The sequence below is a fragment of the Serratia inhibens genome, assembly GCF_003591175.1.
GTDB classification, from domain to species: domain Bacteria; phylum Pseudomonadota; class Gammaproteobacteria; order Enterobacterales; family Enterobacteriaceae; genus Serratia; species Serratia inhibens.
Map to the genome: position 1 here is coordinate 398,274 of NZ_QYYG01000001.1, position 26,015 is coordinate 424,288.

The window sequence follows — 26,015 nt, forward strand, 5'->3', positions numbered from 1 at the left end:
TGCGGGAATGATTGGATATCATACGGAAACCGTTTTCCATCAGGTGAGAGTGGAAGTGTGATACTCATCATGATCTAGGCAGTGCAAGGGTTTTTTATTGGATTTGCATCACATATTTCCGCCTCACTTCGAGGGGTTTTGACATGGTATGGAAAATCGGTTTCCATGAAAAAAAGAAAAGGGTTATACTGCTGGCGGCGATAATGTGAGCCATTACCGGATGGTTTTTTACAGGCTGCAGCTTGGGCCTGTCAGGAGAGAAAGATGTCAACAATCAACGATGTATCACGTTTAGCTGGGGTGTCAAAAGCCACAGTCTCACGGGTGTTGAGTGGATCGCGCGGCGTTAAGGAAGCCAGCCGTCTCGCGGTATTGCAGGCAGCAGAAGAGCTAAATTACCGGCCAAATGTGATCGCGCAATCATTGCTTAGCCAATCGACGGGCTGCATCGGGGTTATCTGCGCGCAGGAGAACATTAACCAGACCACAGGTTATCTTTATGCGCTGGAAAAACAGCTCAGCCAGCATCAAAAACATCTGCTGCTGCGTTTCGCCAACACCAAAGCGGGCGTCATGAACGCACTGGACGAACTCACCTGCGGGTTGTGCGACGACGTGCTGATTATCGGCGCCCGTTTCCCGCTCAACATCCCGAATGACAACGTGATCCTGGTCGATTGCGTTGAGGCCGACACGCCCAACAGCATTCAATTCGACCACGCTTTCGCCGCCGAAAGCGCCTGCAATTACCTGATTAGCCAAGGCAGACGCCAAATAGCCTTGATCCATCCGGATGCCGGCGGCTCTGCCGATCAACTGCTGCTCGGTTACAAGCTTGCGCTGGAAAACAACTTTTTGCCGTTCAATCGCAACCTGGTGTTTATGGATTCGACCACCTCTTCCGTCGCGGTACAGGTACTGCTCAATAACGCCACCACGCTCAATTTCAACGCGCTGCTGGTGGCGGACGAGCAGGAAGCACAGCGGGTGATTACCCAGCTACAGGCGTTCAATAAATCCGTACCGGACGACATCATGGTCTTTAGCCTGGCCGGTTCGCTGCATTTACCCGGCATTCCGGCGATCCCCTCGATCGAATATTCAATGGACGCCATGGCGGCGCGCATCGTCAGTTGGTTGACGGAGAAAACCCGGGATATGCTCGGTGCCTGCGTGCTGCGCGGGGATTTGATTATCCCGGACAGGCACAAGCGTTAAGCGATAGCCGCCGGAAAACAAAACGGGCCAACAAGGTTGGCCCGCGATCGGTTCAGTTCCTGCTGACGACTATTCTACTGCGATAGGCGTCTCAACCAGTTTGGGCTGATTGCTCCCCTGCAGCGTCTTGATCTTGTCCTGATACAACTTCACCTGTTCAGCATCTTTCAGCAAGGTATAGGTCAGCTCGAAGTCGGCACTTTGGCCAGGCTGCAACTGTTTGATACGCCCTTGTTCCCGTTCGATTTTCACCGGATAGGCATAGTTGGTCCCCGGTTCGATGCCGGTGACGTACCCCTGGCGTTCGGTATCCGTATTCTTCCACAGTGTCAGCAGCGGTAACTGGTGGGTATCGAAACCTATCGCCACACCGCGATCCCCGCTCCGGTTGTGCAGCATGGCGAGCGTTTTGCCCTGCGCATCCGCATAAGGCAGGATGTTGAACACCATTTCGTCAAAACCTTTGGTCGGGCCCTGATAGGTTGCCCAATCTTTCAGGCCGGCTTTGGCGTAGTCGTTAAAGGGTGAAATTTCCTTGATCGGTGCGCTGAATACCGCACCTTCTTCCAGCAAGGGTTTGCCAAAATTGCTGTGGTAAATGATTTCGTAATCCCGTGGGTAATCGGCGCGGTTGGTCACGCGATCATGGATTGAAAACGATTGTGAGCCAGGGATATAACGCAGTTCAGTCCAGGTTTCCAGGTTGCTTTTCTTGAAGGTATTTTCTTTCAGCAACCCGCGAATGCGGACTTCGTACGGGGCTTTTTCGGCGATATCGATCACCACTTTCGAGGCAGGCGTGTTGCCGGCACGGCCATGCAGCGTGTAAAGCGTGCCGTTGTCGACGCCAGGGTGCCCGGTCCATTCAAAGCCGCAGCGCACCATCATTTCATTAAAACCGTCCAGCCACCCCAACCCATTGCGGCTGTCCAGATTGATATAAGCCGGGTTGACCACTTCGGTCACCGGTGAATCCCAGCCCAGCCGGACGTCTGACCCCTTCACATTCAGAATATTCATGCCGCGTGTCGGGCTCAGAGCTATCGTCAGGCCGGCGCTGCTTAAGGTGATCACCTTGGAACCTTCCTGTTTTCCGCCGTGCAGTACCTGCTGCTGTAAGCTGAAGCCTGCCCCTGCGATGTTCAGCTTTTGGCTGTCGGTCTGCCAATTGCCTTGTTCAATGCCTTTTTCCGAGTCGGTCAATACAATGGTCTGAGCGTTTACTGCGCACGAAATCAAAGAGATAACCGCCGAAATTGTAATTAACTTTTTCATGGTGCTGTCCTTAACGTTAGCTGAAAGGTTTTAGCTAAAACAATGAAAAAATAGATCTAGGCGGCCAATTAAAAAGAGAGATAAGTCACCTTTCCGATAACAACGGGATAACAATGGAAAATAATGGGGTACAAGTCACCTTATCAATGTAATAAACGATATGTAATCACAAAATTAATCGACATTGATCACTGAAAAAATGCGCCTTGCTGTAAGGTGTCAGCAAAAAAAGTCTTGCGCCAGAAAAATTAAATTTATTGTTTATTATCAATTCATTACAAAAAAATAAAGCCTGCGGAGATTTGCAGGCTTCGCGTTGAGATACCGGCATCGACGAGCAATAAGCCGCTTTAGCGGTCTTACCGGCAGCCGAGAGGGCCCAACAATACTGTTACTAATGATTTTTATGTAAAGGACGACTATGCTTCACAGGCTTATTAACATTGCGTTTAACAAAACGATTTCCTGCTGATGGTGTTTCTGAATACAATTTCATTTTCTCCTGCCCCAGACTTAAGGCTGTAATGGCGAGATGATCCGCATTTTCCAGTGCCAGGTTTAACATGCTGGTTTTTATTCCTGCCTTTGTTACCCTTTTATCCGGGTTTATGCTCATATAAAAATCATCAAACCCAGAAATAGCCTCATCAATATACTCCTTGGTTTTGGAGTATTTATATGTTGGCATATGAGTATAATAGTGATCCCAAGAACCTTCATTTTTATATATCCTATTGAATTTCCCACTGCGCTTAACATCATTAAAATGGGATACTTCATGCAGTAACGTGGTTATATTATCCACCTCCCCAATCTTATTCGTGTAAATTGATGATATGTGTATGTTTCTTTTTTTGTCATTACCGTACACATAGGCCGCAAATTTACGCAGCGCCGCTTCTTCATCATACAGTACTTTACTTATCCGTAGAGATTCTTGCATCGCCAAAAACCTGTCAAGAAGCTCACTTCTAAATCCGGATGTTTTTATTTTACCTTCTCTCGATGCCGTCTTAAACACAGCCCTTATTTTTTCCTTTGTATTCTTGGATAAATACTGTTGATTTAATTTTCGGATGGCCTCACCCAAAACATCCTGAGCAATTTTAATTTCAAAATCTATTCTTTCATCCGATATTGGATATATTGGCGTCAATCCTTCTTCATCGACTAATGTTACCGGATTATTCCTGCACATCCTGAACAGGTTCAGCCCGTCCACCGCCCCCGCCGGGTCCGCGCTCAGCCACCGGCCCGCCCATGGCTGGTAATACCGGTAGCCGTAATAGTAAAGACCCGTCGCGTCCCGCTCCTTGCCCGAATAACGCACGGTCTTGTAGTCCGCCTCCACCTGGCTTCGCGCCGTCCACACCGCCGTGCCACCGTACGGGTAGTACTCCTCCAGGCTGATAATGTTCCCCGCTCCGTCCACCTCCAGCCCGCTGCTGCCAATCAGGCTGTCGTAACTGTAACGGGGCTGGTCGTTGCCGGTACTCTCCGGCCAGCCGCTCTCCCAGTGCAGCACCCGCACCTGCGCCCGGCCCGCCTCGCCCACCGTGATGACCTGCAGGCTTTCCGTTTCTGTTTCTCCGGATTTTGTGGTCCGCTGCTCCAGCCCCGGCAGGTACAGCGCACGCTGCGTCTGCATGCCATTGCCCGTTTTCTGCGCGCCGACCTTGAGGATGCGCCGGCTGCCCGCGTCATAGCGGTAGCTCTCCCTGTCATCCGTTCCGCCGTCCCGCACCACCCGCGTTACCTGCAGCAGCTCGTTGCGCGGCGTCCAGACAAGCGCCTGTCCCGGCTGTAACCACTTCTGCTGCCCCCCTGCCGTGAACTGCTCGTCCACGTATGCCGCAGTGCTGGCAAGCGTGCTCAGTACGCCGCGGTTGCTGTGCTTGCTCACCGTGATGTTGATGCTGTAGTTGTTGCCTGTCGCCGGTGCACTGTGGCTTATCCGGGTCAGGTTGCCGGATTCGTCGTACTTGTAAGTGCGGGTGTAGTTGGTGCAGGCACCACTGTCGGTGGGGAGGGGAACGGCGATGTGCGGCAAGCCCGTGGACTGCTGACCGGCATTGGCCATCTCGCGCCCGGAGGCGCTGGCCAGACGGTACAGGCTGTCGTAGACGAACCTGTTCTCCGGCACCACTTTCTGGTTGCGCCAGAAGCGCGTCTCTTCGGCGTCATTGCGGATACTGAGCACGTTACCCACCGGGTCGTAGTCATAGCGCAGGTCCTGGAGCATCCTGGCCCCCGCCGCATGCCCGGCCGGCCGCACCGTTTTAATCCCGACCAGGCGCTGCGTCTGCGGCTCATAGGTGTAGGTGGTCACCACGCCGTTGCCATGTTCCTCCCGCAGCTTCTGCCCGGCCGCGGAGTAGGTCAGCGACTGTACGATAACCTGCTCCTTACCCTCTTTCAGCGTCAGCCAGCTGCCCGAGAGCAGGCCCGCGACGTCGTACGCCACCCGTTGCCTGTGACCTTTTGCATCCGTGGTGGTCAGCACCGTGCCGGTGGCATCCACGCGGGTCAGGCTGGTATGTGTCTCACCCTCCAGCAGGTCGTTCCAGGCTGAGGTATCTTCGCCCTGCCAGTCGGCCACAGCGTCCGGATTCTCCGCGTCCTTCAGCAGACGGCGGGTGACGGAGAGCGGCATGCCGGTCAGGGCCACGCTGTCCGTCTGTACCAGACCGGCCGTATCATAATGGTGGGTGCACAGTCCGGCCAGGTTCAGGGTTTTATTCGCATCAGCATTGTCCGCATAGACGAAGCGTTCGGTGATGCGGGCAGCCTGACCGTCCGGCTGTTCCAGAGTGGCAAGCGGGCGCCCGGGCAGCCCGGCGTCTTCATACAGCCAGGTGCGGGTGACGCCGTTGGCGTCGATACCCAGCAACCGGCGGCCGGCGATGTCGCTCAGGGACAGGGTGGTGCCGTTATCGGCGCCCTGCGCGCGCAGAACGCTGCCGGCAAGGTCGGTAAGGTATGAGAAGTTCACCCGGCCGGCCTCGTGCTGGCGCCAGTCGGCGCACTGAGACAGAAAACCGCGGGGGTCGTATCGCTGACGGGTGATGTGTGTGTAGGTGACATTCGGAGCGTGGGGATTGCGTTGATACTCCAGGGTGCGCACGGTCAGGCCGCGGTTGTCGAGGACCGTGACCGTCGGGGTCTTGCTGAACAGCGATGTGTTCATGGGATTCTCCTGTACAGGTTATGCAGCCAGTCAGGCTACGCAAAAAAGCATACAGCGTTCAGGAGCATTGTGTAAGAGTGGGCCCTTTCTGAGCAGGAAGCAGACAAACCAATATGACGAATCACCCGTCACACCTATTCAAGCTCATCCCGGATTTAATTACTTTTTTTGTATATATTGTGACAATGCCTACAACTTAATTAAATTTACCATTTTTCAAATACCCTATATGGATACTATGTAATCCTGACGTTTATAAGACTACCGAGCATAATAATTTCAAATGAAAGTATTCACAAAGGAAATATTAAGCTGTCAATATGACAGAGTGTCTGGCGGATGGCAGGATAGAGATGGGAGTGGGCAAGTATCATCAGGCTACGATCGGCATACTACCGAACCGAAAGAGCCCGGTGCTAAACGCCAATTAACCGATAAATGAACAGATGTGAAGTTCTATGCCTTCATGGAGGAAATCATGAGTAAATATGTTGTGTTCATAAGCGCTGATAATGCAAAAGCAATCCCAAAGGGATCAGTTACACACTCATTAATTAAAGAGATGAAACAGAAAGGGTTTAGGAAACATCATATCGAAGTAGAAGCCGAAAATGAAAAGGAAGCCATTAGTAAATTAAATGCCGACGGCAAGGATTATTTGGATTCATTAAGGGAATTCTCCGGGAGTGTGTTTATATGCTCCGTTTGCGTCGTTATTATATCCTTGATTTATTTTTTCAGTTAAAAACCAGCAATTTCAATTAAGCATGGATTATCGAAAATAAACTCATCTCAGGATGGAAAAATACCCGTTCCAGACCTCCTGCTTTTTGTATGGGTAGGTGATGTCACTCAGATCCACGCAAAGCACCAGGAGGTAAACCATCCTCAGGGTGAATGGGTACATTCAACACCTGAGAATGTCTCTTCAGGGTCTATTTGGTCCGCTACCTGTGCATCAGCGACTTTTCCACCCTGCTCCTTGGTTACCCCACTCTTCTGTGGCACAGACAGACCATCCTGTACCACATCAGACGGACGGCACAGCCGTGCTCCCAGCGAGGTGCCGCTTCTACACAGGCTGATAAGTGACAGGCGTCACTGTGCCATTGACCACCTCAGCAATGCTGACGTCGACGGTATAGGCCTCTACCGGCCGACTGAGCGTATTGGCAATGGTTTGCGCCATGTTTTCCACGCCTATCCATTTTCCTGCGGAGCAAGAAATCAGCCTTACGGTGCCCCCGCCGCCGATATTATTCTGTATCGCCTGGGCCGTGGTCTTGGCGGAGGCATACCGATACCTGCCTTGCACATCCTCAGGGAAGGAGAATCGCGGATGCCCATGCACAATCACAGTATCCTGCCCCCCGGTCATCGCCCCCAGATTGCTGCCTTGCCATTGAGAGGCTTCCCGAGGGTTGAACTCAAGAATGGTATTAGGCGTGGTCCTGTCCGTAATGATGCTGAACTCCGAGGCACTCATCTCAACGGGTGTAGTACGGATGCCGCCGATTTTCCCGAAACCAAAATGCGCGCCCGATGCCATCACGCCGGCTCCTATGCCAACCGCGGCGCTGATGCCGATGTTTTCCCACACTTCAGCACTGAAGAATGCCTGATGATCGAAGCCGGCAGTGACGCCGGCGGAGGCCACCGAGCCGGAGAAACCGCCGGACGCTGAAGCCGACAGGACACCGACAGCCGTGACTCTCCCGGCAGACCAGCCCGCATTCATCGCGGTGCTCATCGCTCCACGACCGACCACACCGCCGACGCCGGCTCCGACTACGCCGGACACCGCTCCCGCCAACAGGCTGACGCCCCAGTCTTTGGCGCTCAATCCAGGTTCGCCGCTCGCATGGAGACCCCATTCCGTGATGCCATTACTGGCCGCGGTGCCGGCCACGCCCGCCACCGCGCCGACAGTGATGGCGGCGCCCATGCCCGTACCCAGGGCCAATGCGCCCACACCACCCGTAATAAGGCCCACGGCGATGCCCGCGATAGCCGCACCGATCACCCATCCTATGCCCAAATTCCCACTGGGATCGCTGCCCATGATGGGATTGCCATTTGCATAGTTGTAGCGGTTGATAAGGTCGGTGGTATCCCGGCCCATGAAGCGCTTGATTCCGGGATGGTAGTAACGCGCCCTCAGATAGATCAGGGAAGACTCGAGGTCGGTATATTCGGCGGTATATCTGAATGGATTTACGCTGATATCGGCATCAAGATGACTGGCACCCTCTTCTTGCCCATAGGGTTCGTAAGCGTAGCTGGCATCCATCTCGCAGGAAGCATCGACGACGCCGACGACGTCCCGGAAGGATGCGATGAAATATTCGGCGACGGTGATCCCTGCGCTGTCGACCAGGCGAACGTATCTCTTGCTGCCCTGCGCCAGGTAGTGGCTGGTTTTATCTCCCTGTATCTCATTGACGATATTGGGGGATGAGGAATAGTCGTAATAAAACCCTATCGCCACACCATCATTGACCTTTTTACTGGCCCGCAGCCCATCGGGGTAGTAATCGTATTCGGCGATCAGATTGCCGCCGGCATCGCTATATCCGATCAGCCTGTTTTGCGCGTTGTAGCGATATGTGCCGCCCGCCCCATCGTCGGTCAAATTGCCATTGGCGTCGTAGGCGAAGTTTCTTGCGCCGGACGAGGCGTCGATGCGCAATAACTTGTTGTCCTGATCGTAGGTATAGGTCGTCGACTGGCTGGTCGTTCCGACCCTGCGATCTTCCCGGATGACGTTGCAGGCCGCATCATACCGATACGCCGTGACGGCAACGTCGCCGCCCAGGATTTGTTTCCGCTCTTCCGTGAGCTGGTTGCGGCTGTCGAAACTGTAGTTCGCCAGATAATTCAAATTGGCATCTTGCGCAAATGCGCCCGAGCTGGATTGCAGCTTGACCAGGTTACGGGTGATCGGATCATAGGAATATTGCGTCTCCAGCAAAACAGGGCTGGTCGCACCCTCGGACGTATCGGTGATGACCGCCTGCGCAAGGGAACCGAAACCATCATAGGAGAAACGGCTCGAGATGCCGTTGCTGACCCGGATCGACTTGAGTTTGCCGCTGTTGGCGGCGCTCTCCTCTTTGCTGTAATAGTCGGTCTGGACGCTGTAATCCTCTCCGACGATCTGTTGCCGAGTTATCCGGCCGTAATTGTCGTACGTATATTGCGTGACCTTCCCGATGGCATCGGTGAATTTGCTGAGCAGTCCCGTGCCGAGGTCATATTCATAAAGGATCTTTTTCCCGTCGGGATAGGTCACCGATTTAATCGCACCGCCCAAACCATAGTCATACGCAATACTCCCTTTGCTCTCCCCCTGGCGGAACTCTTCTATTTGCCGCACCTTATGCGTCAAGGGATCATAGGTATATTGCTTCTTGCACTGTGCCCCCTGGTCAGTCCATGCAACCGATACCAACTGGTTATTGGCGTTGTAGTCGCATGCGAACACCGTTCCCGCATAATCCGTGTAACTGGATACCAGGCCGATCTCGTTATAGACATAGGTGTATTGCTGGCCGAGCGCATTGGTGTCGGTGAGCAACTGATTCAAGTTATCGTAAAAATAGGTATCGCCGCCGGCGGTGGACTCTTGCGTTTCAGGCGCGCTGACATGGACACCGGTGAATACCGCATTGGTAAATAAATCCCTGGAAATATCCTGGCGTTGCACGATGTCGTCACTGCCTGTCGCGCTGTAGGAACTGACCTGGTTATTGACATCGTATTGGAAGGAGGCTGCCAGCCATTCCTTCCCTGCCGATGGCTCCCCCGTCAGTGACTTGATGATGTTCGAATAGCTGTTGGAGAGGCTCGTCGCCGACACCCTCTCGGAAGAAAGCAGGCTGGAGTAAGTGACTTCGTCGAGCACATTGTCATTCTTGCTCAACCTGCTCACCAAGACGTCGTTAAAGAATTCCGTCTTGGTTTGAGCCACGGCGTCATATTCGTAGCGATTGACATTGCCTGACGCATCCGTCGCCGTGACCAACTGATTTCTGCTGTCATAGGCGTACAAGATCCGCGAATCGGTGCCCAGGATGCCTTCGGTCCAGATCAATTGGCCCTTGTCGTTGTACCCATTGGCGGTGAGCGTACGCTCCGCCTTGTCATAGCCGCCGTTGTCGGCGGTTTTGACCCTGTCCGTAAACCCATTGTTATAGACATAGGTCTCGAATCCGTTGGCATATCGGGTCGTGGCCTTGTTGACGGAATCGTCGAAAATGTACTCCGTCACTACACCCATGGGATCGATCGAGGTCAGTTGGCGGCCGATATTGTCATACGTATAGCTGGAACCATAACTCAGGGCATTAGCCTGGCTGATCATCCATCCCGTCACCGTATCGATTTCAGTCGTATTCGGTATGCCTTGCGCATTGATGCTGGTGATCGTCAACACGGGAACGGCAAGGGCGTAACGGGTCGAGGTCTCCGTACTCTCCAGCGCATGGCTTGCGCCATCGGCCCATTCCAGCTTTTCGTAAATAACCTTGCCCGCGGCGTTGTAGCGATAAGTAATCTTCTTGTTAGGGCTAAAGGCGGAGACGACAAAGCCGTCTGTGCTCGTGGCGATATTCTTCTTGTCGTCGGTCAGGCTATTGGCGATTCTTCTGACGATGGTCCCATCCGTATAGTCATAAGTATCCTGCTGGACAAGCTGCCCATAGCCGGCATAGTCGTAAAGAGTTTGTACCTTGTTGAGCAGTTTGGGCGCATCGCCCGCCACTCTGCTGCCATAAGAGCGGACTTCCGTCGGCGCGCCGTAGTCGTCGAAGTCCGATTCTATCTCGCTGATCAACCTTTCCCCCGCGTCGTTGTAGATCTCGGTCATCACCTTGATGGGGGTCTGATAATTCGGTATCAGTTTTAATTCGTAGTACGGCGGAAAATATTTCCCGTCGGTTTCGCTGATGAACGTATTGGTGACCTGCTGAATAAGCCGGGGCTGAGCATCCTTGGTAAAGGTCTTCGTCGCCAGCTCGAGATGGAGCCGATTGTATTGATGCTCCACAACGAGCACGCCATCGTCGACCTGGCTCACATAACGGTAATCGTCATCATTGCTTTGCAGCAGGGTATCTTGATATTTCCCCATGACGTACGTCGGATACCCCGTATAGTCGTGGGCATCGCCGTTGGGATCATAGGAATAGGAAACCGACCTTGTCTGGGTTTGTCCGGTGGTATCGACATAGATCTGCCTTGTCGCGGCGATGCCATCGATGCGATAAAACTGCGACCGGTTCGCATCGACGTAATAACGCAGAGTGGTGTATTCATAGACGACCGAGGCGCTGTTCGGATAAGTGATCTGAGAAATCAAATCGTTCCTGACCAACCCACCCCGATTGGCGATGGTGAACTTTTGCCCAAGCGGATTGACATAACCCACCAAATAGCTTTGGTTATCCACCAGATAGGTGAAGGAGATAGCGTTCTGCCCTCCCTGGGGATAAGCGATCTCGATGCCCTCTCCGCTATAAGCGAAGGTGATCCTCTGCCCGGCGAACCCGACGATGCTGGACAACTTGCTGCTATAGACATCGCCCTCTTGCGTGTAATAAAAAATGGCATGGTTGCCCCAGCGGTCCACCACGCCAAGCAATCTGCCGTGAGCGTCGAAATACTGCGTTTCGCCGCTGATAAATTGCAATGTATTGCTGTACTTTAGCTGATTATCGTAAGGGAAGGTCCCCGAATCGCTGGTGAAGACGAGATCCTTCAGGTTGTAGTAGCGCAAACCCGACTCATACACATCGTCGATGTAGTAAGCGGACGAACCATTGATGAATACCTGGCTCGCCGCGATATAACTGAATGAATAGCTCCAGCCCAAGGGAAGCCCAAGAAGCGTGATCCCCGAGGCGATCGATTGCGGGCTATAAACGATGGATGGCGTGATGTTGCTGCCCAGGGCGCCAAAGAAAGTCGGCGGCGAAAGGGTAACCTGCAGCGTCCCTGTACGCGGATCGACCTCATAGCCAAGGGAACTGTAAGTCGGTGCATTGGAATATCCGGGTTCGCTTGACGACGCAGTGAGCAAGTTCGCTTTCCCTTTCAGGTTGGCCGCCTGATTCTCGAGCACTTTGACATCAAGATTATTTTTGTTTCCCATGGCACCGCCCTACCTATTTGTATTTCGTGCGCACGATCGCTCCTTCTCCCGAGATGCCGGTAGAGAGATTCAGTCTGCAATGCATCGCACGGATATGGTTGACGACGGCGTTCCAGGACAGGCGACCGTCGTGGTAAAAATGTCGGCTTGCGCCCAACGCAACGTCAAACCGACCGACTCGCGTGCTGTCGTGCCGAGCATGCAAATGTGGCGGATGCCCATCGTGCGCGTGCGTGCGCCAATGAGTACCCGCTGCCGCCTTCAACAATCAGGTCAGCAATAAGTATTGAACAAGATCATGTCAATCATGGATCCGGATGAAAAGCCCGCGAAGGATACGGTCAATCCGCTGCCAAAAGACAAATCGCCATCCCCGGTGACTCTCCCCGCTTCATAGGTCACGCCATCGCATACCAGCTTGATATAACCGACGACATCATCATTGGTGCACAAGCGCAAAATAGTAAATTTCCCATCTTGCGGAAGCTTGAAACTGGCCGACGTACCACCGCCGCCACCGCCATATTTGCTATTGCCAATTTGTATGGAATCGATTTTGCTGCCGCTCTTGATCACCACCTGTTGGCCGCCGGTATCCTGGATTGCGCTGAAAGACCCACCATTGCCGCCATAAGACATTTGATTTTTACCCGCTAGTGCCTTCATAACTACCTCCATCAATGCGTTGTCAGATTTGTTATTGGTGCGAGGATCTTTTCGAGCCAGGCGGTTTTGCCCCGCCCGGCTCGATCTGCCTTTTGGTTGCGGGGCTTAACCCACGAACTGGAACCACTGCAGCTGTAGCAATGAATCGTTGTAATCATTGTCGGTATAGTCTTCGCTGGCAAAAATGTATTTGCCAAAGTAAACCGTAGCACCGCTGGTAATCACATCCTGCGACCAGATCACCTGCGAATAACGTTGCCCGTTATTGGTGCCGATCCAGATAGTGTAATTCCCGCTGGCATCGGCAGCCTGGAAGAACCCCTCGCCTATCTGCGTAGGGGTACCGCCGCTGGAGCTGGCCCCCTGGGTGGTGAAGACCACGTTTGAACTGCTGTCTTTCAGCTGAATAAATTGGTTTGCCGAGCTTTGAACCAAAGCAGACCAAAAAACTATTTTCCCGGAGGGAATATTGATGGCAATACCATTGCCATTTACGGGTCCAATTGCCATGTCTGTGCTCCTCAACCAATGCTGTTAAACCAGGTCAGTGTCAGGCAGGTATCATTGAAATCCTGATCCGCGCCGTCTTCACTAATGAAATTGAAACAACTGGAATAAATCTGGCTGCCGATATTTAACGCGATTTCATCCCACATAACCTGGGACCAGGACTGGCCATCGTTATAGCCAATGAAAACGGTATAAACCCCGCTGCCGGCGGTAACAAACGAGCCCTGGCCAATTTGGGTTGGCGAATGCCCGCCTGTCGATGAACCTTTGCTATCAATAACCACCTGATTCGTCGAGTCGCGAACCACAACATATTGTGAGTACGATGCCTGAACATTGGCGGTCCAAAATAACGTTTTTCCTACGGGTAAGGTGATGGCGATGCCATTACCGGAAACGGGTCCAATACTCATAAACCTCTCCTGCTTTCAACGGTGCCTGGGTTGATGGTGGAACTGCCGTGAGATGGGGCTAACATGCGGGTGCTATTATTGCTTTTACAAACAAAATCAGGCTGCTGCTGTTTTAAGGCATTGCAAATGCCATTGGCCATGGCAACCTGGCTTTGCGGGGTGAAGTTATTAGGAAAAGCCTTTGCCGTCATAAATATCGGCGATAGCTGTTGGTAATAACTGTTATCGGTAATGATCGACTGTTGCCAGAATTGCTGAGTGGCCACCAACAATGTCCGCCACGGCGTACCGGCAGGCAGATCTTTGGACTGCACGATATAATTTTTCATCGCCGTGCCGGTCATTAACGTGGTGAACGCTTGCGCATTGAGCGCACATTGGCTGCCCGGCTTGCATGTCGCGGCGCTGGTAACGAAAGCGTCTTCAAATAACAGTGGCTGGGGGTGTTCTCCCCAAGGGGTTGGCACGACATACAGCGATTTTTGCGTTGACGAATAGAGGTTCACGAAGAAAGACTGTTCGGAAAATCCCATGTCGGTGCTGGCCTGCCCGGAGGCGAAAACTTGCTCGACACCGCCATTCGGGGCGTTGTGATAGGTGTTATTGGTGCACTTATTGATACCGTTAAAAGTGCAGGTATCAGACAGTGAAACCAATTGATGAACGACGTCGTTGTCAGGCGGCATTTGCATCGCCTGCTGAAGCGCACCGTAACCGTAGGTCTGCACATAAGCGTTGATATAGTCGGAAGGAATGGTCCAACTGCCGTTAAAGCTGCCCACCAATTTGGTGACTGACGACGTTTGGGTCTTCAAATAATTCAGCATTTGCGACAGGCTTTGCTGCTGCTGAATCGCCTGATCGAATGCGTAGATAAAGTTCATGCAGAGCCAACTGGGGATCGCCCATAACTTACCTTGGTAAGTTGCCCCCGCCAGCGCCACGGCCCAGGGCGCTTCGCCGGTAATCTCGGCGGGATTGATCAACTGATTATCCGCCAGAAAACCCAGGTAAAGGACATCAAGCTCCATCACATCAAATCCATCGTTGCCCAGCAGGGCTGGCAAATCAGTAAAACTGTAAATATTCACCTGCGGATTCAGCACTGCATTGAGTAACACCTGCGGATGCTGCGACTGATAAGTTTGCACAACATAGGCGACCAAATTTTCGAAATTATCCGTGGGTAGCGTAGGAAGAAAAGGATAAAGCGAAACGTTCAATACTTGCGTTTGCCGCCCATTCAACACCAGGGTTTGATTTGGGCCGCTGGGCGTAATGGTCATCGCGCGAGTCTGCAAGTTATTGCAATTGGCCCAATTGATAACAGGATCTTTCGGCCTGCTGGTGTTCTGCCCCACAAAGAATGACTGCCCCGGCTGCACCTTAATGAACCAATCGAAACTGCTGCCTGAAGAGACCGTCCAGCCGTCCACCGTACAGGTAATGGGTGATAAAGAGGTATTTTTCAATATTAACTGGCCGGCAATAACTGCGGTGCCGCTAAAAAAAGACAGCGCTAATGCAAAGGCGTAGAATAACGCCCGATAAATAGAGTTCATAGAAGCCTCACATAAATACAATAAAAACAGCGCCCTCCTTTTTTCGAAGAAAAATAAAAGGCGTGATTATCCCGTGGCGGCACATGAAGGAAAAATTAAAGTCACTTTGAATGCTAATGTTTTTATGTTTAACTCTATTAGCGTGATCTTTATATTTATTCAAATGACTTTGAATGTGAAGAGTCGATAAAATATGGAATTTTGAATATAGCACTCCGATTAATTATCCGCAAAGATCCTCAAATAAAAATTATGTATTCATCAGAATATATACTCACCATGATAATCAAATACGCCTGCAATTATTCGATATTTATTGATTTAAGCGTCGCCTCGGCTCAAGGCCGCTACTGGCGCACCCTGGCGAACGAACCGTCCTCTGGCGGTCAGTCTATCGCCACACAAAAAGCGCGTGTAAATGTTGTCAGCAAACATTTTGGCCAAGGGTACGGCCCCAGGGGGTGGCATGAATGGTCACAAAAACAGCAACATATTGACGAAGGTACAAAAAACCCAATAAAATCAAAGGGAAATAAGCTATTGAGTCCCAGGCTAAAAAGCCATATATTGGACGCGATTTTTTACCGGGTTTACTTTTAAATTCAATTAATTCAACCAGGGCGTTTTGACACTCCCGGTTGTAGGAGAGATATGATGACGGATAAAGTCCGTATTGACACTTTAGTTGCGAATTCATTAAATGCAAACAATGAAACCTATTTGGCGAGACAGGCCGAATTTGAATCGAATGTCAGAAGTTATCCACGCAAATTGCCACTCGCCATCGCCAAAGCAGAAGGCGTGTGGATCACAGACGTTGAGAATAATCAGTATCTTGACTGCCTGGCTGGCGCCGGAACCCTGGCGCTTGGGCATAACCACCCTGACATGCTGAAAAGCATCCAAGATGTCATTACCAGCGGCTTGCCGTTACATACCCTCGATCTGACCACGCCATTGAAAGATCGTTTCTCCGAATACCTGCTCTCCTTGTTACCCGGCCAGGGCAAAGAGTATTGCCTGCAGTTCACCGGCCCATCCGGCGCAGACGCCGTTGAAGCCGCACTTAAGCTGGCCAAAAAACACACCGGTCGCTCCAGCGTGATCAGCTTCTCCGGCGGCTATCATGGCATGACCCATGGCGCGCTGGCGGTAACGGGTAACCTGTCACCGAAAGAAGCCATCAACGGCATGATGCCGGAAGTCCAGTTCATGCCCTACCCGCACCTGTACCGCTGCCCGCTGGGCATTGGCGGCGAGGCCGGCGTCAAGGCATTGACCTACTATTTCGAAAACCTGATCAATGACGTCGAAAGCGGCGTACGCAAACCTGCGGCCGTCATTCTGGAAGCCGTTCAGGGTGAAGGCGGCGTTAACCCGGCCCCGGCCGAGTGGTTGCAGCGCATTCGCAAAGTCACTCAGGAACACGGCATTTTGCTGATCATCGATGAAGTTCAGGCCGGCTTTGCGCGTACGGGCAAATTCTTCGCCTTTGAGCACGCGGGCATTGAGCCGGACATCATCGTTATGTCGAAAGCCGTAGGCGGCGGTTTGCCATTGGCCGTATTGGCCATCAAGAAACAGTTTGACGCCTGGGAGCCTGGCCACCATACCGGTACTTTCCGCGGCAACCAATTGGCGATGGCGACCGGCCTGACCACCCTGCAGCACCTTAAAGACAACCAGATTGCCGAAAAAGTGGCCGCCCAGGGCGAATGGCTGAAAGCCCGCCTGGCCGAGCTGCAAAAACGTTATCCGGTGATAGGTCACGTACGTGGTCTGGGTCTGATGATTGGTATTGAGATCGTCAAACCAGGCGAAGCGCAAGATCATATGGGTTGCTACCCTGCCGATGGCCAATTATCCGCACTGCTGCAGAAAAAATGCTTTGAAGCCGGGCTGATTCTGGAGCGCGGTGGCCGCAATGGCTGCGTGCTGCGCTTACTGCCATCCTTGCTGATCACCAACGATGAGTTGGGTATTTTCCTGGATAAATTTGAACAAGCCCTGTTAGCGGCCGGCGTCAAACCCGTCTGATGTGGAGTGAATGACCGCGATGTCCAAGTTAAACCCGATTCTGGCGGCCTCGGCGCAAAGCACCGAGGCATACCAGCAAGCGATTGCACAAAGTAGCCAGGCCGTTGTGCAGTGGCTGCAACAACCTGAGATGTATCAGGGGAAAACCGTTGCCGAACTGCGTGAACGCATTACGCTCGATTTCAATCCGCAGGGCCTGGGCAACCAGGCCGCGATTGAACGCGCGATTGAGTACTTTTTAAAAGACAGCCTGTCGGTTCACCACCCGCAGTGCGTGGCGCACTTGCATTGCCCAAGCCTGGTGGTCAGCCAGGCCGCTGAGGTCTTGATTAACGCCACCAACCAAAGCATGGACTCCTGGGATCAAAGCCCGTCAGCCACCATCATTGAGATGAAGTTGATCGAATGGTTGCGCACCCAGGTGGGTTATCAGCCTGGCGATGCCGGGGTGTTCACCAGCGGCGGTACCCAGAGCAACCTGATGGGCCTGATGTTGGCGCGCGACGCCTTCTTTGCGCGCCAGGGGCACTCTATCCAGCAAGATGGCCTGGTAGGCAACCTGAGAAAGATTAAAGTCTTATGTTCTGAAAACGCCCACTTCTCGGTGCAAAAGAACATGGCGTTGCTGGGCCTGGGTTACCAATCCGTCACGCTGGTGAAAACCGATCGGTTCGCGCGCATGGATCTGAACGATTTAGCCGAAAAAGTGGCGCAGGCCGAAGCCAACGGCGAGCAGATCCTGGCGATCGTAGCGACCGCAGGCACCACGGATGCCGGCGCTATTGATCCCCTGCGCGCCATCGCGCAGCTGGCGGCGAAACACCAGATCTGGGTGCATGTCGATGCAGCCTGGGGCGGTGCATTGTTGCTGTCGGAGAAATACCGCGATTATCTGGATGGCATTGAATTGGTGGATTCCATTACGTTGGACTTCCACAAGCAATTCTTCCAGACCATCAGTTGCGGCGCTTTCTTGCTGAAAGAAGCGCGCCACTATGAGCTGATGCGCTATCAGGCGGCCTACCTGAACTCCGAGTTCGACGAAGCGCAGGGCGTGCCGAATCTGGTGTCCAAATCGCTGCAAACCACCCGCCGTTTTGATGCGTTGAAACTGTGGATGGGTCTGGAAGCTCTGGGGCAAAAGCAGTACGCGGAGATCATCGATCACGGCGTTACGCTGGCACAGCAGGTTGCGCATTACATCGGCGATCAACCCTCGCTGGAACTGGTTATGCAGCCGCAGTTGGCCAGCGTCCTGTTCCGCTACCTTCCGCCGCAGTTGGCGGCGAGCGGCGATGCGGCGATTGCCTTGTTCAACCAGCGAATTGGCGATGCCTTGCTGGAATCGGGCCGCGCCAACGTGGGCGTTACCGAGTTTGACGGCGTTACCTGCCTGAAAATGACGTTACTGAATCCGACCGTGAGCCTGGAAGACATTAAAGTGTTGCTGGCGCTGGTGGAAACCACTGCGCAGCAGTTGCCGACCGCTTAAACCGGTTTGCCGTTAATAGCAGTCAAAAGCCGATAGCATTCTGCTATCGGCTTTTTTATTGCAGATTGATGCATAGTCGCCCTATTTACCAAGGCACAACCCGGCCCAGGTAATCGAGGTAATGCAGCCCCGAGCGCCCGGCATACTCTTCAATCACGTTGACCAAATTCGGAATGCTTTCTTCGATGGTTAAGCGAGCTTGCGCCCCGCCCATATCGGTTTGTACCCACCCCGGCGCCATCAGCAACAGCGTTCTGGTATCGTCACTGTGACGCGCGGCAAAACTGCGCATAAACATATTCAGCGCCGCCTTGCTGCCTCGGTATACTTCATACTGCCCATTAGTGTTGTTGGTCAGGCTGCCTTGCCCCGAAGACATCACGCCTATCGTCCCGTCTGGAGCCACCTTCTGCTGAAATATCTCTATGGCCCGCATCGGGCTCAGCGAATTCGTCACCATCACCCGGATGAACTCTTCGGTCGATACGTCCGCGATCGTTTCGCTGTCGTCGTTTTTGACGCCGGCATTGACGAAAAACAGATCAATTTGCCGCTCGCCGAGCCGCGCATGCAGTTCCTCAAGTTGTGCGGGCACCGTGATATCGACCGTCTCAACCTCCAGCGAGTCAGGATATTTTTCCGCCAGCTGGTGTAGTGCACCTTTGGAGCCGTCGCGCCCTGTAGCGATCACTTTATGACCGCGCGCCAGATATTCCTCCGTCATGGCGAGCCCTAATCCACGGGATGCGCCAATCAGCAGAACGGTCTTTTGAGCAGAACAGGTTGGCATAAATTACTTCCTCCGAACATGAGATATCTTGTCATGCAGCAAATATAACCATGCATAATAGAAGGCGGAAGACGCAGCATTTGCAGTTATAACCTGCGCAAAACGCCTTCTCCCTTTTTCTTTGGTTCAGGAGACTAAACAGCGTGACGGAACCCGATCTCAACCTGCTCATTGCCCTCGACGTGTTACTGGCCGAAGGCAGCGTGGCCGGCGCAGCGCGGCGTCTTGGGTTAAGCGCCTCGGCCATGAGCCGCACGCTCAGCCGCTTGCGCACCGCAACCGGCGATCCTTTACTGGTGCGCGCCGGGCGCAATATGGTGCTGACACCTTATGCCGAAGAGATACGCGAGCGTACGCAAAATACCCTTTTTGAGGCACGCGCCGTGCTCCGCCCTTCTGCCGTTGAGTTGGATCCGGCCACGCTGGAACGAACCTTTATCCTGCGTGCCAACGACGGCTTTGTGGAGGCTTTTGGCCCTGCGCTTATCGCGGCGGCGGCAGCGGCGGCCCCTTTAGTGCGCCTGCGCTTTGCGCCAAAGCCCGAGAAAAGCTCAAAGCCTTTGCGAGAAGGCCTGGTTGATCTCGAGATCGGCGTGTTGGGCGACATGGGGCCGGAAATACGCCTGCAGGCGCTATTCAGGGACAGGTTCGTAGGGGTGGCAAGAAAGGGCCATCCGCTGGCGCTGCAGCCTGACGTTACCCTCGAGCACTATGTTGCCTGCGGGCATGTCGTCGCCTCGCGCAGCGGGCGGGTAGCCGGGCCAGTGGACCAGGCGCTGGCAGAACTGGGGCTGGAGAGGAATATCGCCGCCGTGGTACCGAGCTTTCCCGCCGCGCTGGCGGTGGCGCAGGCGTCGGACCTGGTGGCGCTGGTGCCCGCGTCTTTTCTTATCAATCAACCTGTCGTTAATGGGAACGGGGTTGTCGCCACACTTTTCGCTTTTGAACTGCCGGTAAAAACCCAGGGTATTACCGTCTCGCAAATGTGGCACCCGCGTTCCGAAGTGGATCCGGCCCATCGTTGGCTTCGGCAATTGGTGTTGAGTGTTTGCCGCCGGCAGGCACCGGCATCATGAAAAAGCAAACAGATGCCGTAACGCGTCACTTGTGCTGGAGCAAAACGTCGGATAAGCGCAATAAAAGCGTCAAAACGGTTTAGGGTAAAGAGAACTCAACGGAAGGTTGGTGAAAATAATTACGCAGCGCAACCATTATCATGAAAGGTGTTTATTGGTTTGATTCGGTTGGCTTTAATAGTGCCCACTATGCAGTACAGTAAAACGATGACGCCCAATCAATCGAAGCACTGCATAGTGGAACGAGAATATTAACGTAATGAATACTGATTTCATAACCTTATGAAACTAAAAAAACCTAAAAACCCTAAAAACCCTAAAAACCCTAAAAACCCTAAAAACCCTAAAAACCCAACCACTTCCGAATACATTATTGGGTACTCACCGAGATATTAATTTTTCAAAGCCAAATAGCTGCGATTAATACCGCTGCCTTTTCGTCAGGCAGTGCCAACTACCCGGAACGGCCTGACGAAATCGGCATTGCAATCTATTATTGCGCAGCGCTGATGCGCCAGAGTGAATTACCCGCGTCATCGGCAATCAGAACGCCCCCCTGACGATCCATCGCCAGCCCAACCGGCAAACCGCGGACCTGCTTCTGATCGTCGGTCAAGAAACCGCTTACGACCGTTTTTGGGGTACCTACCGGCTGACCATTTTCAAATTTAACCCACATGACCCGATAGCCATTCAATGGGGAGCGGTTCCAACTGCCATGTTAGGGGGGTATGCTGTTTTATGATCTGATAATTCGTGCCCTTGTCTGCAATCACAAATCGAGCCTGAAACGATACCTCGATTCTTCCCCATAAGGCCTAAGATAAGCGCCTGTTCAAATTATTTTTTCACTGCCTTCGCAATTCACAATATTAATGAATGTCATTCATAGTCCCTATCCTCCCACCTGTGGTTATCAGCATGCACAAACCCGTTAACATGCCCTTATATCTTCATGTCCGACGGATCACCATGCTTAATCAACAGACGCGTACACAGTCAGCTACAGCTAACAATACAGGTCTATCATTTCTACTCATTCTCAGCGCCCTGATGGCTGTTACCTCTTTATCAACCGACATCTATCTTCCGGCTATGCCCGTCATGGCGAAAGATTTGCAGGGTGATGCTGAGCTGACGATCACAGGGTTCCTTATCGGCTTTTGCATTGCGCAACTGATTTGGGGACCGATTAGCGATCGTTACGGGCGTCGTCTGCCGCTATTTATCGGTTTAGGCCTATTCATCATCGGCTCGGTGGGCTGCGCATTATCAACAGATATCGTGCAAATTGTCTTCTGGCGTGTTTTTCAGGCGTTAGGGGCCTGTACCGGCCCGATGCTGGCACGAGCAATGATCCGCGATCTCTTTAGCCGCACTCGTGCAGCACAAATGCTTTCTACCCTGATGATAATCATGGCCATCGCGCCGATTCGTTTGTGTACATCACGTACTTCGGCGTCGATCCGCAGCACTACGGTTGGCTGTTTGCAGTAAACATTGTGGGATTATCAGCGTGGGCGATACATCCGCGTCGTACATTTCTTTGAACGTCGCGACGATTTCGCGCGTGGTCATACCTTTGGCGTACAGAGACAAAATCTGGCTGTCCATCTGCGTAATGCGCGTCTGGTTCTTCTTAATCAACTGAGGTTCAAAGGTATTTTCACGATCACGCGGCGTGTTCAGTTCAATCTCGCCGTCATCGCAAAGCAGCGTTTTTGACGAGTAGCCGTTGCGGGTATTAGAGCCTTTTTTGGGCGCATTTTTCTCATGCCCGAGATGGTCGGTCAGCTCAGCATTGAGTGCTGTTTCGACGGTAAGCTTCGTGAGCATCCGAGAAAACTGGTTAAGATCAGCTTCGGTTTTAAGGCCTTTAGCCAGTTCAGCAGCCAGTGCTTTGAGTTTGTTTTCGTCCATAATTTGCCTGTCTCCGTTGTTGGAGTGAACATATCAAAAACAGGCAGATACACAATTTAAATTACAGTCTCGCTTCGAGCTTAAATTCAGCCGTGAAATGTTTAGCCATTTGATCACCTGTCGTGTTGTGGAGGTGAGCATATCACCTCCGATCAGGTGGCCAGTATCAGTGTGCCACTACACCTTTTGGGATAGGTTCTTAGGCTTGAATTTTACTGGACTATACCCAGTCCATTTGGCTAACTTTTCAGGCGTTGTCGGTGGTAATTTAACCACGTAGGTTTGCTTAGCATTAATGAGGATTTTATTGTAATCAATGGTTTTTCCATCTGGACGAGTGCCTATAAATTCACTGTTAAGCTTATTCGCGTCAAGCACTTCAGGGGGAAGGGATAGGACAAGCCCTTTATATGCCTTTGTTTCCAAACCAAATTCATCAGCGACTTGTTGTCCCAGAGGGTTGATTCCTTCTGCTGAGCAGCATGATATTAAACGAATGTAATTATACTTTTCTAAACTCCCCTTTCCATGACGAAAGTCGAATGCATATTTAAGATCTTTGCCACTTAAATTATCTTTTTTCCCTTCCAAAATTACCCCCATCTGCCCATTTCCTTTTCCATCAACGGACCCATGCCCTACAATGTTCAGGCGCTTTTTATTTTTATATATATCATCGAAATAAAAGACCATTTTTTCATCTGCAAAGGTTCTCAAACTTCCCCGATCACGACCCCAAGTAGTATATTCATACTCATTCACTCTAGTATTTATGGGAACACTGTTCTCCTCTGTGTCGTTTAATTTCCATTTGGTCTGCTCTGAACCCTTATCATTTGTACGCTTCACAGAGAATAAGGTATTTGATAATTGAGTTGATAAATCATCAATAGTATCACTAACCCGTCGGGGAGCGTATACAGGGGCTAATCCTTCTGAATCAATCATTGTCACCGGGTTATTCCGTACCATCCTGAACAGGTTCAGCCCGTCAATCGTACCCGCAGGATCTGCGCTCAGCCACCGTCCCGCCCACGGCTGATAATACCGGTAGCCGTAGTAGTACAGCCCCGTCGCATCCCGCTCCTTGCCCGAGTAGCGGTCCGTTTTGTAGTCCGCCTCCACCGCGTTGCGTGCCGTCAGGACAGCCGTACCTCCGTACGGGTAGTACTCCTCCAGGCTGATAATGTTGCCGTCGCCGTCCAGCTCCAGCCCGCTGCTGCCGATGAGATTGTCATAGCTGTAGCGCAGCTGGTTATTGTCAATGCTGTCCGGCTTACCTTTCTCCCAGTGCAGCACCCGCACCTGCGCCCGGCCCGCCTCGCCGACGGTGATGACCTGCAGGCGCCCCGTTTCCGTATCGCCGGCCTTTGTCGTCCTCAGCTCCAGTCCCGGCAGGTACACCACCCGCTGCGTCTGTGTGCTGTTCGCGGTTTTCTGCACGCTGACTTTCAGTATGCGCTGGCTGCCTGCGTCATACCGGTAGCTTTCCCGGTCATCCGTTCCGCCGTCGCGCACCACCGGCGTTACCTTCAACAGTTCGTTGCGCGGCGTCCAGACTAGGCTCTGTCCCGCCAGCAGCTGTTTCTGCTGACCACCCGCCGTGAACAGGGCGTCAACGTCTGCCGGATTTTCCGTCAGCGTGCTCAGCACACCCCGGTTGCTGCGGTCGCTGACCGTGATATCCGTGGTGTGGTTGTTGCCTGTCGCCGGTGCGCTGTGCCTGATTTGTGTCAAGTTGCCGGCTTCGTCGTAGGTATAGGTGCGGGTATAGTTTGTATACGCAGCGCTGTCGGTGGGAAGGGGGACGGTGGCACGCGGTAAGCCACTGCCCTGTTGGCTCGCATTCGCCATCTCGCGCCCGGTGGCACTGACCAGTTGGTACAGGCTGTCGTAGACGTACGTGTTCTCCGGCACCACTTTCTGGTTGCGCCAGAAGCGGGTCTCTTCCGCATCGTTGGCCACCTTCAGTACGTTGCCGACCGGGTCATAGTCGTAGCGCAGGTCCTGCAACACCTTCGCCCCGGAGGCGTGCCCGGCGGGACGCTCGGTTTTAATCCCGGTCAGGCGCTGCGTCTGGGCTTCATACGTGTACGTCGTCACCACCCCATTGCCGTGCTCCTCGCACAGCTTCTGCCCGGCCGCCGAGTACGTCTGGGATTTGACGATAACCTGCTCCGTGCCCCCCTTCAGCGTCAGCCAACTGCCGCTAAGCAGGCCCGCCACGTCGTACACTACCCGCTGTGCGTTGCCTTTGGCATCCGTGGTGGTCAGTACGGCACCGCTGGCGTCGACGGTGCTCAGGATGGTGAACGTCTCGCCGTCCAACAGGGCGTTCCAGGCGGCGCTGTCGTTACCCTGCCAGTCGGTCACCACATCCGGGCTATCTGCGTCCTTCAGCAGGCGGCGGGAGACGGACAACGGTACGCCGGTCAGTGCCAGGCTGTCGGTCTGCACCAGACCGGCCGTGTCGTAGAGGCTGACGCACTGTCCGGCCAGATTCAGGACTTTCTCTGCATCAGTATTGCCGGCATACACGAAGCGCTCCGTGATGCGGGCGGCTTCGCCGGTAACCTGTTCCGTCACGCTCAGTGGGCGCCCGGGCAACGTCGCGTCCTCATATTGCCAGGTGTGGGTCACTACCTGGGTTCTGTCCTCGGTGCCGTCGTGGGCGGTACGGACATTGCGGACCGCAATGAGCGGCCGTCCGGCGGCATCGCTGAGGGCCAGGGTGGTGCCGGCGTCGGCGCTGACCGTGCGCAGTACGGTGCCGGTCAAGTCCGTGAGGGGGGTGACGTTCGCCAGTCCGACGGCGTGCAGGCGCGGGTCGGCGCTCTTCGTCAGGGCGCCGCGCGCATCATACTGGTGGTGTGTGATGCGTTCATTTGTCACCTCAGGGACATCAGGGGGGCGGTGATACGCGATGTCGCGCACGACGAGGCCGCGGTTGTCGAGGACCGTCACCGAAGGGGTGCTGAACAGCGTTGTGCTCATAATAGTCTCCTGTACAGGGTGTGCAGCCGGTACGGCTGCTGGGAAATCATATAACACTGAGGAAAAAGATGCCGGGGGTTCCCGAGTTCTGTCGTATTAAGGTCTGGTCAGGTAACGTGCTGTTTTTTTTTGATGTTAACTGCTTGCTTATGCCTCTCATCCAAAAAAAATCTTTAAACGGTTACATTACCCCGCTGATGTTATCGGGCTCTGTCGCATTAAGGCGCAGGAAGGTATCCAACAACGGCACCAGGCGGATAACCGGGCCGGTCGACCAGGCGCTGGCAGAACTGGGGCTGGAGCGGAATATCGCCGCCGTGGTACCGAGCTTTCCCGCCGCGCTGGCGGTGGCGCAGGCGTCGGACCTGGTGGCGCTGGTGCCCGCGTCTTTTCTTATCAATCAACCTGTAGTTAATGGGAACGGGGTTGTCGCCACACTTTTCGCTTTTGAACTGCCGGTAAAAACCCAGGGTATTACCGTCTCGCAAATGTGGCACCCGCGTTCCGAAGTGGATCCGGCCCATCGTGGCTTCGGCAATTGGTGTTGAGTGTTTGTCGCCGGCAGGCACCGACATCATGAAAAAGCAAACAGATGCCGTAACGCGTCACTTGTGCTGGAGCAAAACGTCGGATAAGCGCAATAAAAGCGTCAAAACGGTTTAGGGTAAAGAGAACTCAACGGAAGGTTGGTGAAAATAATTACGCAGCGCAACCATTATCATGA

Annotated in this window: 16 protein-coding genes and 4 pseudogenes; 9 read left to right on the forward strand and 11 right to left on the reverse strand. The window is 53.2% G+C overall.

All coding sequences use genetic code 11. The features are described from left to right. The first annotated feature begins 264 nt into the window (after positions 1–264). The gene (locus D4100_RS01885) at positions 265–1,218 is read left to right on the forward strand and encodes a LacI family DNA-binding transcriptional regulator (protein ID WP_119802804.1); all 954 of its coding nucleotides are present in this window, start codon (positions 265–267) and stop codon (positions 1,216–1,218) included. A gap of 69 nt (positions 1,219–1,287) precedes the next feature. On the opposite strand, the gene D4100_RS01890 is transcribed toward D4100_RS01885, so the two are convergent. Continuing rightward, a complete protein-coding gene (locus tag D4100_RS01890) occupies positions 1,288–2,493 on the reverse strand; it encodes an aldose 1-epimerase family protein (protein ID WP_006321879.1) in 1,206 nt (401 codons plus the stop codon). A gap of 394 nt (positions 2,494–2,887) precedes the next feature. After that, a complete protein-coding gene (locus D4100_RS01895) occupies positions 2,888–5,680 on the reverse strand; it encodes an RHS repeat-associated core domain-containing protein (protein WP_119802806.1) in 2,793 nt (930 codons plus the stop codon). 478 nt (positions 5,681–6,158) lie between these two features. Here D4100_RS01895 and D4100_RS01900 point away from each other — a divergent pair, with 478 nt between their 5' ends. Then, positions 6,159–6,425: a hypothetical protein gene (locus D4100_RS01900; RefSeq protein WP_119804095.1), complete on the forward strand. Its 267-nt coding sequence runs from the start codon at positions 6,159–6,161 to the stop codon at positions 6,423–6,425. 327 nt (positions 6,426–6,752) lie between these two features. Here D4100_RS01900 and D4100_RS01905 read toward each other — a convergent pair whose 3' ends face one another. After that, positions 6,753–11,831 carry an RHS repeat domain-containing protein gene (locus tag D4100_RS01905; protein WP_119802808.1) on the reverse strand — a complete coding sequence of 1,693 codons (5,079 nt, stop codon included), beginning with the start codon at positions 11,829–11,831 and terminating at the stop codon, positions 6,753–6,755. A gap of 79 nt (positions 11,832–11,910) precedes the next feature. Between D4100_RS01905 and D4100_RS25540 the strand changes: the two genes are divergently transcribed. After that, positions 11,911–12,114, forward strand: coding sequence for a hypothetical protein (locus D4100_RS25540; RefSeq protein ID WP_147417733.1), 204 nt, complete (start codon positions 11,911–11,913; stop codon positions 12,112–12,114). Here the strand turns inward: D4100_RS25540 and D4100_RS01910 are convergent. The 4 genes from D4100_RS01910 to D4100_RS01925 form a co-directional block, all read right to left on the reverse strand. Then, positions 12,105–12,497 carry a hypothetical protein gene (locus D4100_RS01910; protein ID WP_006321875.1) on the reverse strand — a complete coding sequence of 131 codons (393 nt, stop codon included), beginning with the start codon at positions 12,495–12,497 and terminating at the stop codon, positions 12,105–12,107. The genes D4100_RS25540 and D4100_RS01910 overlap by 10 nt on opposite strands. A 105-nt stretch (positions 12,498–12,602) precedes the next feature. Next, positions 12,603–13,007, reverse strand: a complete 405-nt coding sequence (locus D4100_RS01915) for a fucose-binding lectin II (RefSeq protein WP_006321874.1) — start codon at positions 13,005–13,007, stop codon at positions 12,603–12,605. Positions 13,008–13,018: 11 nt separating this feature from the next. Then, the gene (locus tag D4100_RS01920) at positions 13,019–13,420 is read right to left on the reverse strand and encodes a hypothetical protein (RefSeq protein WP_006321873.1); all 402 of its coding nucleotides are present in this window, start codon (positions 13,418–13,420) and stop codon (positions 13,019–13,021) included. Beyond that, positions 13,417–14,982: a type 2 periplasmic-binding domain-containing protein gene (locus D4100_RS01925; protein ID WP_006321867.1), complete on the reverse strand. Its 1,566-nt coding sequence runs from the start codon at positions 14,980–14,982 to the stop codon at positions 13,417–13,419. Before D4100_RS01925 ends, D4100_RS01920 begins: the two co-directional genes overlap by 4 nt. A 252-nt stretch (positions 14,983–15,234) precedes the next feature. Here D4100_RS01925 and D4100_RS25545 point away from each other — a divergent pair, with 252 nt between their 5' ends. From D4100_RS25545 to D4100_RS01935, 3 genes are read left to right on the forward strand one after another with little or no spacing between them, the layout of a single operon-like run. Further along, a complete protein-coding gene (locus D4100_RS25545) occupies positions 15,235–15,582 on the forward strand; it encodes a hypothetical protein (RefSeq protein WP_148661025.1) in 348 nt (115 codons plus the stop codon). Between the two features lie 51 nt (positions 15,583–15,633). Further along, on the forward strand, positions 15,634–17,019 hold the full coding sequence (locus tag D4100_RS01930; protein WP_006321866.1) for a diaminobutyrate--2-oxoglutarate transaminase: 1,386 nt from the start codon (positions 15,634–15,636) through the stop codon (positions 17,017–17,019). A 19-nt stretch (positions 17,020–17,038) separates the two neighbouring features. Then, positions 17,039–18,511 (forward strand): pyridoxal phosphate-dependent decarboxylase family protein, encoded by a 1,473-nt coding sequence (locus D4100_RS01935; protein ID WP_119804096.1) that lies wholly within the window; start codon positions 17,039–17,041, stop codon positions 18,509–18,511. A gap of 85 nt (positions 18,512–18,596) precedes the next feature. On the opposite strand, the gene D4100_RS01940 is transcribed toward D4100_RS01935, so the two are convergent. After that, positions 18,597–19,301 (reverse strand): SDR family NAD(P)-dependent oxidoreductase, encoded by a 705-nt coding sequence (locus D4100_RS01940; protein ID WP_006321864.1) that lies wholly within the window; start codon positions 19,299–19,301, stop codon positions 18,597–18,599. Between the two features lie 143 nt (positions 19,302–19,444). On the opposite strand from D4100_RS01940, the gene D4100_RS01945 reads away from it, so the two are divergent. Continuing rightward, positions 19,445–20,377 carry a LysR family transcriptional regulator gene (locus tag D4100_RS01945; protein ID WP_119802810.1) on the forward strand — a complete coding sequence of 311 codons (933 nt, stop codon included), beginning with the start codon at positions 19,445–19,447 and terminating at the stop codon, positions 20,375–20,377. A 493-nt stretch (positions 20,378–20,870) separates the two neighbouring features. Here the strand turns inward: D4100_RS01945 and D4100_RS01950 are convergent. After that, positions 20,871–21,098, reverse strand: a pseudogene (locus D4100_RS01950) (PQQ-dependent sugar dehydrogenase); the annotation flags it as partial. Between the two features lie 251 nt (positions 21,099–21,349). Here D4100_RS01950 and D4100_RS01955 point away from each other — a divergent pair. Beyond that, a pseudogene (locus tag D4100_RS01955) lies at positions 21,350–21,915 on the forward strand (MFS transporter); the annotation flags it as partial. Here the strand turns inward: D4100_RS01955 and D4100_RS01960 are convergent. Next, positions 21,887–22,297: pseudogene (locus tag D4100_RS01960) on the reverse strand (transposase); the annotation flags it as partial. The pseudogenes D4100_RS01955 and D4100_RS01960 sit on opposite strands and share 29 nt — an antisense overlap. A 177-nt stretch (positions 22,298–22,474) precedes the next feature. Beyond that, the gene (locus tag D4100_RS01965; protein ID WP_119802812.1) at positions 22,475–25,291 is read right to left on the reverse strand and encodes an RHS repeat domain-containing protein; all 2,817 of its coding nucleotides are present in this window, start codon (positions 25,289–25,291) and stop codon (positions 22,475–22,477) included. A 257-nt stretch (positions 25,292–25,548) separates the two neighbouring features. On the opposite strand from D4100_RS01965, the pseudogene D4100_RS01970 reads away from it, so the two are divergent. Then, a pseudogene (locus D4100_RS01970) lies at positions 25,549–25,871 on the forward strand (LysR substrate-binding domain-containing protein); the annotation flags it as partial. Between the last annotated feature and the right edge of the window lie 144 nt (positions 25,872–26,015).

Bases quoted from the DNA above. Each gene is read 5' to 3' on its own strand.
- D4100_RS01905 (WP_119802808.1), bottom strand. From the start codon at position 11,831: ATGGGAAACAAAAATAATCTTGATGTCAAAGTGCTCGAGAATCAGGCG.
- D4100_RS01920 (WP_006321873.1), bottom strand. From the start codon at position 13,420: ATGAGTATTGGACCCGTTTCCGGTAATGGCATCGCCATCACCTTACCC.
- D4100_RS01895 (WP_119802806.1), bottom strand. From the start codon at position 5,680: ATGAACACATCGCTGTTCAGCAAGACCCCGACGGTCACGGTCCTCGAC.
- D4100_RS01940 (WP_006321864.1), bottom strand. From the start codon at position 19,301: ATGCCAACCTGTTCTGCTCAAAAGACCGTTCTGCTGATTGGCGCATCC.
- D4100_RS01900 (WP_119804095.1), top strand. From the start codon at position 6,159: ATGAGTAAATATGTTGTGTTCATAAGCGCTGATAATGCAAAAGCAATC.
- D4100_RS01930 (WP_006321866.1), top strand. From the start codon at position 15,634: ATGATGACGGATAAAGTCCGTATTGACACTTTAGTTGCGAATTCATTA.
- D4100_RS01965 (WP_119802812.1), bottom strand. From the start codon at position 25,291: ATGAGCACAACGCTGTTCAGCACCCCTTCGGTGACGGTCCTCGACAAC.
- D4100_RS01890 (WP_006321879.1), bottom strand. From the start codon at position 2,493: ATGAAAAAGTTAATTACAATTTCGGCGGTTATCTCTTTGATTTCGTGC.
- D4100_RS01915 (WP_006321874.1), bottom strand. From the start codon at position 13,007: ATGGCAATTGGACCCGTAAATGGCAATGGTATTGCCATCAATATTCCC.
- D4100_RS01925 (WP_006321867.1), bottom strand. From the start codon at position 14,982: ATGAACTCTATTTATCGGGCGTTATTCTACGCCTTTGCATTAGCGCTG.
- D4100_RS01885 (WP_119802804.1), top strand. From the start codon at position 265: ATGTCAACAATCAACGATGTATCACGTTTAGCTGGGGTGTCAAAAGCC.
- D4100_RS01910 (WP_006321875.1), bottom strand. From the start codon at position 12,497: ATGAAGGCACTAGCGGGTAAAAATCAAATGTCTTATGGCGGCAATGGT.
- D4100_RS25545 (WP_148661025.1), top strand. From the start codon at position 15,235: ATGTATTCATCAGAATATATACTCACCATGATAATCAAATACGCCTGC.
- D4100_RS25540 (WP_147417733.1), top strand. From the start codon at position 11,911: ATGCATCGCACGGATATGGTTGACGACGGCGTTCCAGGACAGGCGACC.
- D4100_RS01935 (WP_119804096.1), top strand. From the start codon at position 17,039: ATGTCCAAGTTAAACCCGATTCTGGCGGCCTCGGCGCAAAGCACCGAG.